Source organism: Haloarchaeobius salinus, from assembly GCF_024464185.1.
GTDB classification, from domain to species: domain Archaea; phylum Halobacteriota; class Halobacteria; order Halobacteriales; family Natrialbaceae; genus Haloarchaeobius; species Haloarchaeobius salinus.
In genome coordinates, this window is record NZ_JANHAU010000001.1 from 800,969 (window position 1) to 813,786 (window position 12,818).

The window sequence follows — 12,818 nt, forward strand, 5'->3', positions numbered from 1 at the left end:
GTGAGCTGCCGGTTCGGGTCTGCGACAATCGTGAGATAGCCACCGTGGCGCGCGGCTGGTGAGCGTGCCGAGCGGAGTCGGTCCCGGGGGGTCGAGCGAGCAGGAGCTCTCCGGCTGTTCGGGGCGCAAGCGGCTCGCCCGACTGGTGCCGTTCACTATCTGGTATCGGTGCGTCCTCCGCCGACGATACGACGACTGAATGCGGTTCATGGACGCCAGTTTCATACCGTTCCCGTCCGTCGAAACCGCCATGGATACCTATCGCGCGTTGCAGGTGGACGCGTTCACCGACGAGCCGCTCTCGGGCAACCCGGCCGGCGTCATCCCGGACGCCGACGGGCTGGAGGCGGAGCGGATGCAGGCGGTCGCGGCGGAGCTGGCGGTCTCGGAGACGGCGTTCGTCCACCCGAGCGGGAGCGCGGACTACCGGCTGCGCTACTTCACGCCGACGACGGAGGTGGACCTCTGCGGGCACGCCACGGTGGCGACGTTCGGCCACCTGTACGAGGACGGCGTGGTCGACGCGGACACCTACGCCGTCGAGACGAACGTGGGCGTGCTCGACGTCACCGTCGAGGAGGACGGGACGGTGTGGCTGGACCAGGACACGCCGACGGTCGTCGAGGTCGACCTCGACTACGACCGGGTGGCCGACGCGCTCGGCATCGACCCGGCGACGCTGCAGGACGTGGGCGCGGACCTCCCGCTCGCGGTCGCCGGCGGCGGCGTTCCCTACCTCGTCGTGCCGGTGAACTTCCTCGAACACCTCGGGAACGTCGACCCCGATATGGCCGCCATCGAGGCGCTGAACGAGGCGGTCGACGCGACCGGGCTGTACGCGTTCACGTTCGACGCCATCGACGCCGACGCACAGCTCCACGCGCGGATGTTCGCACCCGGCTACGGCATCCCGGAGGACCCGGTCTGTGGCACCGGCGCGGGCGCTGTGACGGCGTACCTGGACCACTACGGCGCGTTCGCCGACGAGTTCCCGGACGAGGTCGTGATAGAACAGGGGCACTTCGTCGACCGCCCGGGGCGGGTGCGTACCCGCACCGCGCCGCTACGTGTGGGTGGGCGGAGCGTCACCGCGCTCGACGGCTCGCTGGTCGTCCCCGAGGCCGACGAGGACGAGATCCTGGAGGCCTAGGGTAGCGGGTCGTCGTCGTCGTCGGACTCCGTCTTCCGTCGGGACCGCTCCTCGTCGCCGGAGACGGCGTCGGTCGCGCGCTCGCTGCGGTCGCCGTCACCCGACCCGCCGTCGTCGCTGCCGGCGTCGGACTGGGACGAACCGCCCTCGCCGGTGCTGCCGGACTGTGAGCGCCCCGACCGGCTGGATCGCTCGCTCCCGGACCGGCTGGACGACCGGCGGCTCCCCGACTGATCGCCGGCAGACCTCGAACTCCCGCCCGTTCCAGACGACCGCGCCGAGCTCCCCTTCGACCCGGTGCTCGAGCGGCCGGTGGCACCGGTCGCCCCGGTGCTCGCGGAGACGCCCGTCCCGGTCGAGGGGGAATCGTCGGCCGACACCGCGTCCCGTTCGACCTTCCGGATCTCGGAGCGGAGGTCCTTCTCGACGCTCGAGAGCTGGTCGTTGACCACGTCGAGCACCTCGCTCTTGAGCTGTTCGTCGTCGGAGCCGTCCGACTCCGCGGCGATGGCGCGAGCCATCGTCCGGGTCAGTGCGATGGACTTGCCGATCTGCCAGACGACGACGCCGACGACCGACAGCGCGACGGTGATGACGGGGCTCGCCGCGGCGACGGCGGCGTCGAACTCCGCGGGGAAGCTCTCGAGCATGATGGTGATGGTCTCGCCGAGGCCCAGGTAGATGCCCAGGCCCACGAGCGCCATCCCGACGCCGAACGACAGCCACGAGAGTAGTCGGTAGTAGCCGACCAGTTTGAACGTCTGCTTGGTATCCATGGGCAATCCGTCACCACGACGGACCATAACGCCTGCGGCTGTCAGCCCCGGTGGTGGCGGCCGATTAGCCCCACGATTCAAACCACTTGACTGCGTGGGTCCGGACATGACGACACAGGTGGACCGACTCGGCGACGAACTCCGCGGCCGCGGGGAGACGCTCGCGGTTGCGGAGTCGTGTACTGGCGGCCTGCTCGGGGCGCGAATCACGTCGGTTCCGGGCGCGTCGGACTACTTCGACCGGGGGCTCGTGACCTACGCCTACGGCGCGAAGGAACAGCTCCTCGGCGTCGACCGCGAATCGCTGGACGAACACGGCGCGGTCTCCGAATCGGTCGCCGGACAGATGGCCCGCGGCGTTCGCGACACCGCGGACGTGACCTGGGGCGTCTCCACCACGGGGATCGCCGGCCCCACCGGTGGGAGCGAGGAGACGCCCGTCGGGACGGTGTACATCGGCGTCGCCTACGCCGGACCGTGGGGGAGCGGGTCCTCCTACGCGACCGTCGAGCGCTACGAGTTCGACGGCGACCGCGACGCCGTGCGCGAGCGGACCGTCGACCGGGCGCTCGCGGACCTGCTGGCGGAGGTGGAGCGATGAACAAGAAAGGGCACGTGATGAACGGCGTCCTGCTCTCCATCGGTATCGGCTACATCCTCGAGCCCGCCGGCACCGAGGCGACGTTCGTCAAGATCCTGGAGGTCGGCCTGCCCATCACGCTCGGCGCGCTCTTCCCGGACGTCGACACCGAGTTCGGCAAGCACCGGAAGACGCTGCACAACCTGCCCGTCCTCGGGCTGTTCGTCGCGTTCCCCTACGTGTTCGGCAACCTCGAGTTCGTCTGGATCGGTGTCCTCACCCACTACGTGCTCGACGTGATGGGGAGCAAACGGGGTATCGCGCTGTTCTATCCCTACTCGAAGGAGTTCGGCCTGCCCGTCGGCGTCGCGGTCAAGAGCGACCACGCGGACCTGATGACGGTCGTCATCACGGGCATCGAACTTGCCGTCGTCGCCGCTATCGTGTTCTACACGCCGTGGGACACGCTCCAGTTCGGGGACAGCATCCAGCAGGGCATCCAGGCCCTCGGGGTGTAGGACTCAGTACACCGCGATGTCGTCGAACCGGCCCTCGTAGGCGATGTGTCCCGGGTGGGTCGGCTCGGTGCCCTGGAGGAACAGCCGGTCGATCTTCGACCACGAGTTCTCGTAGCCGAGGTGGGCGAACTCCGCAAGACAGCGGAGCTGGTGCCGGATGCCGGTCCGTCGCCCGACGGTCCGCGGTGCGCCGTCGCGGAGTGCGTCGACGAGGTCGTCGGGTCGGTCCAGCTCCCGTTCGAAACGGGTCCACACCTCGCCGACGCTCGATTTCAGGTGCGCATACGACGAGCCGAACGGCGGCCAGCCGCCCTCGTCGACGATGCGGCGCGCCCGCCGGCCGGCGCGGGAGAGCAGCTTCGGGTTGTACGCCTCGACGCCGTGGATGCGGTCGCCGTAGGCCGCGAGGTCGGCCCCGGTCAGACTGACGTTCAGGAAGCCGGGATGCGGCGCGAGGACGACCGCGTCCTGTCGCTGGAGCTCGCCCATCGCGCCCTCGAGCGTGATGAAGTCGGGGATGGGCTCGTCGAGACCGAGTGCGAGCAGGTGCTTGCGGGCGTGCCAGCTCCCCGTGAACAGCTCGCGCGCCGGCACGACCAGCAGCTCGTCGTCGCTGAAGGCGGCCGCCCGCTCGCGGATCTCGGGGAGCCTGACGAAGTGCGGTGCGTACACGAGTGCGTCCAGCCCGGCCGCTTTCGCCCGCTCGACGACCGCCTCGTCGAGCACCTTCACGTGCATGTCGACGCGGAAGCCCTCGCTGTCGCTCACGACGGCACGTTCCCCCACGCCGAATTTATCCGTTGCGCTTTCCCAGTGCCGGGGTCCTTCGGGGTCGTGATCCCCGCCGCCGGCTGGATTCCCTCGGTGAGCCCAACTGGTTTTGCACGGCACCTATTTTTATACACGTCTTGTACTCCGATACGAGTAGCCCTCGCAGCCCTCACACACCGGACACTACCATGAAGAAGGACCAGGTCAAGGCAGGCAAGACGATTCAGCAGCAGACGGGGCGAACGTTCCACCTGGCGACGCGGCTCCTCCCGAAACGCATCAGACACGCGACGTACGTGCTGTACGGGTTCTTCCGCATCGCCGACGAGATCGTCGACGACCCCGACGGCCCCGCCCCCGAGGAACAGGCCGAACAGCTCGCGGACCTCCGTGCCGAGGCGCTCGGCCGGCAGCCGACCGACGAGCCGGTCCTCGCCGCCTTCGTGGACCTCTGTGCCGAGCACGACATCGACGACGAGTGGGTGGTCGAGTTCCTCGACGCGATGGAGAGCGACATCGACACCGACCGCTACGAGACCTACGGGGACCTCGAGGAGTACATGCGGGGCTCCGCCGCCGCCGTCGGCGTCATGATGACCGACATCATGGAGCTCGACGAGGAGGAGTACGAGCGGGCGCTCCCCCACGCCATCAAGCTCGGCGAGGCGTTCCAGCTGACCAACTTCGTCCGCGACGTACGCGAGGACGTCGTCGACCGCGACCGCGTCTACCTGCCCATCGAGACGCTCGAACGCCACGGCGTCGACCGCGAGGAGGTGATCCGGCTGGAGACGAGCGAGGCGTACCGTGCCGCCGTCGAGGAGGAGCTCAAACGCACCGAGGAGCTGTACCGGGAGGGCGTCGCCGGCATCCGGTTCCTGCCCGAGGACTGCCAGTTCGCCGTGCTACTCGCGGCCGTCCTGTACGCCGAACACCACCGCGAGATCCGTGCGGTCGACTACGACACCATCACCCACGAGCCCGACCTCTCGACCGCCCGGAAGCTCTTCCTCGTGGCGAAGACGCGCTGGCACTGGCTCTGGAACAAAGACCCAGAGGCCGTCTTCCACCGCGTGAGCGCGGTGCCCGCCGGCGAGGCCACGCACCACGAGCACGGCCGCGGCTGGATGCGCTGGCTGCCGACGCGGTGAAAGGGGAGACAGGATTTATGGCTCACCACGTCGTGTGATACCATATGGCGCACAGGCGCGGGAGCGGGTCGACCCCGCTCGACCGACTGACATCGCACTACGACGACGTGGACCTCCGGTGTCCGAGCTGTGGCTACGAGGACGCCGAGGGCCACTGGAAGGCCGAGACGAACGGGACCACCGTGCTGTATCGGCACATCTGCCCGAGCTGCGGCTCGATCCGCAGGCGGACGCTGAAGCTGCGCTCGTAGTCACCGTCGCGGGGTGCGGTGCGGGAGTACAACCCTTTTGAGCACGTCGGGCGAAGGGCCGGACATGCAGACCCACATCGTCCCGGTCGGCTTCGACTACGACCGGCTCATCGCGCCCCTGGTCCGCGACCAGTTCGACGTGGACCGGGTCATCCTCCTGGAGGGTGCGGTGGGGAGCGAGGCCAACGTCGAGTACTCCCGGCACCTCTCCCAGAAGCTGGAGACGGACTTCCAGAACCTGCTGGGCGCGGAGACCGAGCGGCTGGTCGTCGCGGACGTCTACGACTACGACGCCGCGTTCGAGCAGGCGTACGACCTCATCGTCGAGGAGCTCGACCGCGGGAACGAGGTCTGGGTGAACATCGCCGCGATGCCCCGCACCGTCTCCTTCGCCTTTGCGACCGCCGCCCACTCCCTGATGGTCGAGCGCGAGGAGGACCGCGAGTCAATCCACACCTATTACACCGCCCCCGAGAAGTACCTGGAGACCGAGCTCGCCGAGGAGCTGCGCAAGCAGCAGGAGCTGTTGGGTGACCTCGCCGACGCCGGCCTCGCCGACGACCTCCGCGAGCGCGTCGTCGCCCGGCTCGACGCCGCCGACGGGCTCCTGAAGGAGTTCGACGAACGCGGCACCACGATCGGCGCGAAGGAGATCGGTGGCAGCCACGTCATCGAGCTCCCCGTCGCCTCCTTCTCCAACGTCAAGCCGTTCGAGGAGGTCATCCTGTTCGAGCTCGGCGAGGAGGGCGAGTTCGAGTCCGTCTCCGAGCTGGCGGAGGCGCTCTCGCGCGAGCTGAACGAGGAGTACACGGACTCCTTCCGCTCGAAGGTCATCTACAACGTCGACCGGCTGGGTCCGGGCGGGAAGGGCTACATCGAGCAGGAGGAGGTCGGGAAGTCCTACCGGACCCGGCTGTCGCGCATCGGGGAGCTGTGGGTCCGCGCGCACTCCGACCGGGGAGCGTAGTCGCCCCGCCCGCACCTCGACGGCACGGAACCTCCCTCGCTCAAAATATATACGGTTCGACAACCAATGTACGGACACGATGAGTAAACTCAAGAAAGGCGTCGCGGCCGCGGGTGGCCTCGCAGTCGGACTCCTGACACTGCGGGCGATCCGCAAGCGGCGCTCGGACGACGAGACGGAACCGGACGCGGCAGCCCGGACGGAGGCAGAGGCGGCAGAACCCGACGAGACGGAGACCGAGGCGGAGGTCGAGGCGGCCGAGTCGGAGCTCGAGGCGGCAGGTGCGGACGTAGAGGAGGGCCTGGAGACGGCAGCCGAACACGCGACCGCCGCGGTCGAACACGCGGGTGCCGCGGTGAAGATGGCGCTCGAGGCCAGACGCGAGAAGGCCGAGTAGGGAGCGGGCGACCCGACACGAGGCCCGCGACCACCTGCCACGGCACCGCTGGCTTTTTATCCGAGCGCGAACCTCCTTCGAGCATGGAGCACGCCCCTGTCGCCGTAGTACGTCCGTAGGGCCAGACAGCGGTGTGCGTCGTTCTCTCGAACTCGCACCCGGGGAGCGGCGGCACCGTCGACGCGGAACTGCATCGATTGTATTAAACGGCGATTGGACCACTGACAGCACAACGAGCACATGCCAGACGGAGACTACGACCCCCAGGCGACGGAGGAGGAGTGGCAGGACCGCTGGGTCGACGAGGAGACGTACGCGTACGACCCCGAACACGAGGAGACGGACCCGAACACGGTGTACAGCATCGACACGCCGCCGCCGACGGTCTCGGGCAGCCTGCACATGGGCCACCTGTACGGCCACACGCTGCAGGACTTCGCGGCGCGGTTCCACCGGATGGACGACGGCGCGGTGATGTTCCCGTTCGGCTACGACGACAACGGCATCGCCTCGGAGCGACTCACGGAGAGCGAACTGGGCATCCGCCACCAGGACTTCGAGCGCCGCGAGTTCCAGCGGAAGTGCCGCGAGGTCTGTGCGGAGTACGAGGCCGAGTTCACCGAGAAGATGCAGGACCTCGGGATGAGCATCGACTGGTCTCGCACGTACAAGACCATCGAGCCGCGGGTCCAGCGTGTCTCCCAGCTCTCCTTCATCGACCTCTACGAGCAGGGCCGGGAGTACCGGAAGAAGGCACCCGCGATCTGGTGTCCCGAGTGCGAGACGGCCATCTCGCAGGTCGAACAGGAGGACGCCGAGCGCCACACGCACTTCAACGACATCCGGTTCGACCTGACCGAGCCGACCGAATCCGGGCGCGACAGCTTCGTCATCGGGACGACCCGCCCCGAACTGCTGCCCGCCTGTGTCAGCGTCTTCGTCCACCCGGACGACGACGAGAACGCCGAGCTGGTCGGCGAGACCGCCGAGATCCCCATCTTCGGCCACGAGGTCCCCATCATCGAGGACGACCGCGTCGACATGGAGACGGGCACCGGCGTCGTCATGTGCTGTACGTTCGGCGACCAGAACGACATCGAGTGGTACCAGGCCCACGACCTCCCGCTGCGCGTCGCCATCGACGAGTCCGCGACGATGACCGACCTCGCGGGCGAGTACGAGGGCCTGAGCACGCACGAGGCCCGCGAGGCAATCGTCGAGGACCTCGACGATGCGGGCTACCTGGAGGACCGCGAGGAGCTGACCCACACGGTGCAGGTCCACGAGCGCTGCGAGACGGACGTCGAGTTCCGCGTCTCCAAGCAGTGGTACGTCGAGATCCTCGACCACAAGGACGAGTACCTGGCGGCCGGCCGCGAGATGGACTGGTACCCCGAGAAGATGTTCACCCGCTATAAGCACTGGATCGAGGGGCTGGAGTGGGACTGGCTCATCTCGCGCCAGCGCGACTCCGGCATCCCGTTCCCGGTCTGGTACTGCGCGGACTGCGGCGAGGAGGTCATCGCGGAGAAGGCGGACCTGCCGGTCGACCCGCTCAGCGACGAACCGCCGGTCGACGCCTGCCCGGAGTGTGGCCACGACGAGTTCGAGCCCGAGGACGACGTGTTCGACACGTGGGCGACCTCCAGCCTGACCCCGCTGGTCAACGCCGGCTGGGACTGGGATGCGGAGGACGGCTTCACGATGGACGACCCCGAGCTCTACCCGTTCGACCTGCGCCCGCAGGGCCACGACATCATCAGCTTCTGGCTGTTCCACACGGTCATCAAGTGCTACGAGCACACCGGCGAGGTGCCCTTCGACGCGACGATGATCAACGGGCACGTCCTCGACGAGAACCGCGAGAAGATGTCCAAGTCGCGCGGCAACGTCGTCGACCCCGCCGAGGTCGTCGCGGACTACCCAATCGACGCAATCCGGTACTGGGCCGCGAGCACCGCGGTCGGCGACGACTTCCCGTTCAAGGAGAAGGACATCGTCGCCGGCGAGAAGCTGCTCCGCAAGCTCTGGAACGCCTCGAAGCTCGTCGAGCACCTCGCGGCCGAGCCGGTCGACGAGCCCGAGGAACTCGCGCCGCTCGACGAGTGGATACTGGCCGAGCTCGACGCCATCGTCGAAGAGACCACCGAGCAGTTCCGGGAGTACGAGTTCGCGAAGGCCCGGGACCGCCTCCGGACGTTCTTCTGGAACACGTTCTGCGACGACTACCTGGAGATCGCAAAGCAGCAGGTCCAGGACGCCGAGGACCCGCGCTCGACGCAGTACGCGCTCCGGACCGCCCACCGGACGTTCCTGCAGCTGTTCGCGCCGCTGATGCCCCACATCACGGAGGAGCTGTGGCACGACATGTACGTCGACGGCGACGCGACCGACAGCATCCACACCGGTGACTGGCCCGCACCGAAGGGCTACGAGGCCGACCTCGAAGGAGGGGAGGCGGCGATGGCCGTCATCGGCGCGCTCCGCCGGTACAAATCCGAGAACCAGCTGCCGCTGAACGAGCCGCTCGACCACGTCGCGGTGTACGGGAACGTCGACGGCTTCACCGACGCCATCGCGGGCGTCATGCACGTCGAGTCGTTCGAACTGCTCGATTCGGCACCCGAGATCACGACCGAGGTCTCGGACATCAGCCTCGACTACTCCACGCTCGGTCCGAAGTACGGCGGGAAGGTCGGCGAGTTCGACGCCGCCATCGAGGCCGGCGAGTACGAGCTCGACGGCGACACGCTCTCGCTCGCCGGCGAGACGCTCGAAGCCGACGAGTTCGAGGTCCGCGAGGAGCGCACCTACTCCGGCGAGGGCGAGATGCTTTCGGCCGACGACGCCGTCGTCATCGTGAACTGAGACGGGGTGCTCCTGCGGAATCGCTCCTGTTTTCGCTGTCGTGCATCACACCCCCACAGCCGCATCGCGGTTAATACGTCACCGAGAGTTACGAGCAGTAGGTAGATTACAGATGGTAACCGTAACGCTCGTCTCCGGACTCGCCGGTGGACTCGTCGCGACGATCGTCATGACCGTCCTCATGATGGCGCTCGGGGACGGCTCCCCGCCGCCGACGGCCGCGCTGTGGGCGAAGTTCGTCGGCGACGACGGCCCCGAATCGTACGTCCCGCAGGGGATGGTCCTGCACGTGCTGTACGGCGTCGGAGCCGGGGTCGCGTTCGCGCTGGCGCTCCCGATGGTCGTCGCCGAGGTGACGCTCGCGAACGCGGTCGGGCTGGCGGTCGCGTACGCCGTCGTCCTCACGGTCGTCGGAGCGATGGTGTGGATGAAGGGCGTGCTCGGGATGGACCCCGACCGCGCGACCGCCATGCAGTTCGGGTTCTTCCACCTCGTCTACGGGCTGGTGCTCGGCGGGTTCGTCGGTGCCGGGCTGGTCTGAGCTCGGTCAGTCCTCCGCGCCGTCGCCGCCGATTCGCCCCTCCAGCTTCTTCACGCGGGTCGACAGCGCGAGGAACGTCGCGAGCAGCGTCAGCGCGATGGCCCCGGCGGCTGCGACGCGGTGGGGCCCGGGCGTGTGGACGATGGCCCCGTCGACCAGGTCCTCCGCCGGGATGAACGTGTGGTGGGGCGTCCCGACGATGGGGACGAAGTAGTCCACCACGTCGTTGAAGCCGTACCAGGCAAGCGCGACGGCGACGGCCCTGACCGGGAAGTCGCTGATTCGGTGGAGGACAAAGCCCTGCAGTACCATCGCGAGGTGGCTCCAGAACAGGAAGTTGTACATCGCCCAGTGGAGGTACGCGAAGTCGCCCTTGAACGCCAGCAGCACGAACGGCGTCCACGCGCCCAGTTTGAGACAGCCGAAGAACGCGAGCGCCGAGAGGTACTCGTTCGGCCGGTCGAGCAGCCACGCCGCGAAGGCCAGCGCGATGAACAGCGTCGCCACCGGGCTGTCCGGCACGACCGGCCACGCGACCAGCGGCTCGATGGCGAACTGGCTGTTCCGGGCGACGAACCCGTCGGCCAGCGGGTCGATACCGTAGTAGTAGAAGCCGAACGCGGTGCCCAGGACGTTCGTGAGGACGACCAGCCACGCGAACGTCAGCCCGAGGTCCTCTATCGCCTCGGGGACCGGGGCGACGTACCACGGCAGGTCCTCGCGCGCCGGCGGGTCGGCGAATGGCCACTGCATCGTTCGCCGTGTCGGACGGTCCGCTGATAGCCGTGACGATTCTGGTCGTGAGTGACTGTGGCTGTTACGTAGGGAACGGCGGACTCACTGGTGTCGAGAACTACCAGAAAGCCCCAACAGCCGTGGGAATCGCTAACGACGCGAACAGCCAGAAAGCCCCGGCGGGCTACGCTCCCACGGCTCGCTGCGTCCCCGGAAATCGGAGATTTCCGGTGGGCTCACGAGACGCTCGCGTCTCGTGACCGCTCCCTCCGGTGCTCGTCCCTCGCACGAGTGTCGACGAGACACGCTCGCTGCGCTCGCGGTCTCGCCAGCCGCGCGCCACCTGGACTGTGGAATCACGCATCGTTGGAGGAACGTCCAACTCGCCGCGAGGGCGGAACGACACCGGTTAAGTGTGACCGAACCCAAGCCGCCGACATGACCGAGGAGACAGACCTCGAGGAACTCAAGCGAGGGACCGAACTCGTCAAGCGCGGGTTCGCCCGCATGCAGAAGGGCGGCGTCATCATGGACGTCGTGGACGAGGAGCAGGCCAGGATCGCCGAGGAGTGCGGCGCGGTGGCGGTCATGGCGCTCGAAGCCGTCCCGGCGGACATCCGGAAGCGCGGCGGCGTCGCGCGGATGGCCGACCCGGCGGACGTGGCCGACATCGTCGACAGCGTCTCCATCCCGGTGATGGGCAAGTCCCGCATCGGCCACCGGAAGGAGGCCGAGATCCTCGAAGCGGTCGGCGTCGACATGATCGACGAGAGCGAGGTGCTCACGCCCGCCGACGACGCGTACCACATCGACAAGCGCGAGTTCACCGCGCCGTTCGTCTGCGGTGCCCGGAACCTCGGTGAGGCCCTGCGCCGCATCGACGAGGGCGCGGCGATGATCCGGACGAAGGGCGAGGCCGGCACGGGCGACGTGAACCAGGCCGTCCACCACCAGCGCACCATCAAGGGCGCGATTCGCCAGCTCGAGGGCATGAACCACGAGGAGCGCGAGAAATGGGCCCGCGAGCACGAGGCTCCCGCGGAGCTCGTCCACGAGACCGCCGAGATGGGTCGGCTCCCGGTCGTGAACTTCGCGGCGGGCGGCATCGCGACGCCGGCCGACGCGGCGCTGATGATGCACCACGAGTGCGACGGCATCTTCGTCGGCTCCGGCATCTTCGGCGCGGAGAACCCCCGCGAGATGGGCACGGCAATCGTGCAGGCGGTGAACAACTGGGACGACCCGGAGACGCTCGCCGAGATCGCCGCCAACCTGGGCAAGAGCATGAAGGGCGACGCCAACGTCGACCTGCCCGAGGACGAGAAGATGCAGGGCCGCGGCGTCTGAACGCCGGAGCCACGTTTCCTAGCGTCGGAGCCGTGCGACCAGCCTGTCGAACGGTGGGCCGCCGAGCAGCAGGACGGTTCCGGCCACCGCGAGATACCCGCCCAGCCCGCCCCATAGCACGGCGAACACGAGCGACGAGGCGACGAACGCACCGACGATCGCGACGAGCACGACGGCGGTGACGGCGAGCGGTCTGACGTTCGGGCGCTCCCACACCCTCCGGACCCACGCCGCTCTGGGCGACAGGAGCAGTTCGATGGCGACCACGCCGACGGCCGCGGCGAGCAACGCCGGCGTGTACACGTCGACCTGGATCGCGAAGCCGATGCCGACGACGATGGCGAGTGCGACCGCTGCGAGGACCGCGTCGTCCGCCAGTCGTTTTCGTCTGGCTGTCCCGTCGACCGTCCCCTCCTCCGTCATCGGTTCACTCGAGGAACCCGGTCAGGATAAAACCCAGTCCGAGGAACCAGCTCCCGACGACGACCCCGAGCAGTCCGTAGTGACAGACGGCGGCGAGCGTCGGGAGCGTCGCGGGGTCCGCCGCGGCGATAGTGACCAGCCGGTCCAGCGACGCGCCGACCGGGCCAGCAGCGAGCCCGAGGGCCGCACCGCTGGTCACCGCGACGAGCAACGACGCGACGGCGAGCCCTCCGCCGAGACGCTGGACGAGGCGGCCGTACCACTCGACGGTGCTCGGCTCGCCGGCGACTGGTCGCCGTGGTCGGCTGGTTGCCACACCACACCATGACACGCCTTGACAATA

At 68.3% G+C, this 12,818-nt stretch carries 15 protein-coding genes; 10 read left to right on the plus strand and 5 right to left on the minus strand.

Annotation, left to right across the window (positions count from 1 at the left end; translation table 11 throughout):
* Window positions 1-250 precede the first annotated feature (250 nt).
* The gene (locus tag NO345_RS04060; RefSeq protein WP_256296721.1) at window positions 251-1,150 is read left to right on the plus strand and encodes a PhzF family phenazine biosynthesis protein; all 900 of its coding nucleotides are present in this window, start codon (window positions 251-253) and stop codon (window positions 1,148-1,150) included.
* On the opposite strand, the gene NO345_RS04065 is transcribed toward NO345_RS04060, so the two are convergent.
* Window positions 1,147-1,926, minus strand: a complete 780-nt coding sequence (locus tag NO345_RS04065) for a hypothetical protein (protein WP_256296722.1) — start codon at window positions 1,924-1,926, stop codon at window positions 1,147-1,149. The genes NO345_RS04060 and NO345_RS04065 overlap by 4 nt on opposite strands.
* 106 nt (window positions 1,927-2,032) lie before the next feature.
* On the opposite strand from NO345_RS04065, the gene NO345_RS04070 reads away from it, so the two are divergent.
* Entirely contained in the window at window positions 2,033-2,527 is a 495-nt protein-coding gene (locus NO345_RS04070) for a CinA family protein (protein ID WP_256296724.1), read from the plus strand.
* A complete protein-coding gene (locus NO345_RS04075) occupies window positions 2,524-3,024 on the plus strand; it encodes a metal-dependent hydrolase (protein WP_256296726.1) in 501 nt (166 codons plus the stop codon). The genes NO345_RS04070 and NO345_RS04075 overlap by 4 nt, the downstream gene beginning before the upstream one ends.
* Before the next feature lie 3 nt (window positions 3,025-3,027).
* Here the strand turns inward: NO345_RS04075 and NO345_RS04080 are convergent, their stop codons facing one another.
* Entirely contained in the window at window positions 3,028-3,762 is a 735-nt protein-coding gene (locus tag NO345_RS04080; protein ID WP_256297560.1) for a PHP-associated domain-containing protein, read from the minus strand.
* A gap of 221 nt (window positions 3,763-3,983) precedes the next feature.
* Here NO345_RS04080 and NO345_RS04085 point away from each other — a divergent pair, with 221 nt between their 5' ends.
* From NO345_RS04085 to NO345_RS04110, 6 genes are all read left to right on the plus strand, one after another.
* Window positions 3,984-4,946 carry a phytoene/squalene synthase family protein gene (locus NO345_RS04085; protein WP_256296728.1) on the plus strand — a complete coding sequence of 321 codons (963 nt, stop codon included), beginning with the start codon at window positions 3,984-3,986 and terminating at the stop codon, window positions 4,944-4,946.
* Window positions 4,947-4,990: 44 nt separating this feature from the next.
* Window positions 4,991-5,197, plus strand: coding sequence for an HVO_0649 family zinc finger protein (locus NO345_RS04090; RefSeq protein ID WP_256296730.1), 207 nt, complete (start codon window positions 4,991-4,993; stop codon window positions 5,195-5,197).
* 64 nt (window positions 5,198-5,261) lie between these two features.
* The gene (locus tag NO345_RS04095) at window positions 5,262-6,164 is read left to right on the plus strand and encodes an HFX_2341 family transcriptional regulator (protein WP_256296732.1); all 903 of its coding nucleotides are present in this window, start codon (window positions 5,262-5,264) and stop codon (window positions 6,162-6,164) included.
* A 79-nt stretch (window positions 6,165-6,243) separates the two neighbouring features.
* Window positions 6,244-6,561, plus strand: a complete 318-nt coding sequence (locus NO345_RS04100; protein WP_256296734.1) for a hypothetical protein — start codon at window positions 6,244-6,246, stop codon at window positions 6,559-6,561.
* Window positions 6,562-6,801: 240 nt separating this feature from the next.
* On the plus strand, window positions 6,802-9,429 hold the full coding sequence (locus NO345_RS04105) for a valine--tRNA ligase (RefSeq protein WP_256296736.1): 2,628 nt from the start codon (window positions 6,802-6,804) through the stop codon (window positions 9,427-9,429).
* 112 nt (window positions 9,430-9,541) lie between these two features.
* Window positions 9,542-9,970, plus strand: a complete 429-nt coding sequence (locus NO345_RS04110; RefSeq protein ID WP_256296737.1) for a hypothetical protein — start codon at window positions 9,542-9,544, stop codon at window positions 9,968-9,970.
* A gap of 6 nt (window positions 9,971-9,976) precedes the next feature.
* Here NO345_RS04110 and NO345_RS04115 read toward each other — a convergent pair whose 3' ends face one another.
* Window positions 9,977-10,723, minus strand: coding sequence for a DUF1405 domain-containing protein (locus NO345_RS04115; protein ID WP_256296739.1), 747 nt, complete (start codon window positions 10,721-10,723; stop codon window positions 9,977-9,979).
* A gap of 420 nt (window positions 10,724-11,143) precedes the next feature.
* On the opposite strand from NO345_RS04115, the gene pdxS reads away from it, so the two are divergent.
* Entirely contained in the window at window positions 11,144-12,052 is a 909-nt protein-coding gene (pdxS, locus tag NO345_RS04120) for a pyridoxal 5'-phosphate synthase lyase subunit PdxS (protein WP_256296741.1), read from the plus strand.
* 18 nt (window positions 12,053-12,070) lie between these two features.
* Here the strand turns inward: pdxS and NO345_RS04125 are convergent, their stop codons facing one another.
* Both NO345_RS04125 and NO345_RS04130 read right to left on the minus strand, forming a co-directional pair.
* Complete coding sequence (locus tag NO345_RS04125; RefSeq protein ID WP_256296743.1) at window positions 12,071-12,475, minus strand: hypothetical protein; 405 nt, start codon at window positions 12,473-12,475, stop codon at window positions 12,071-12,073.
* 4 nt (window positions 12,476-12,479) lie between these two features.
* On the minus strand, window positions 12,480-12,791 hold the full coding sequence (locus NO345_RS04130) for a hypothetical protein (RefSeq protein ID WP_256296745.1): 312 nt from the start codon (window positions 12,789-12,791) through the stop codon (window positions 12,480-12,482).
* Window positions 12,792-12,818 lie beyond the last annotated feature (27 nt).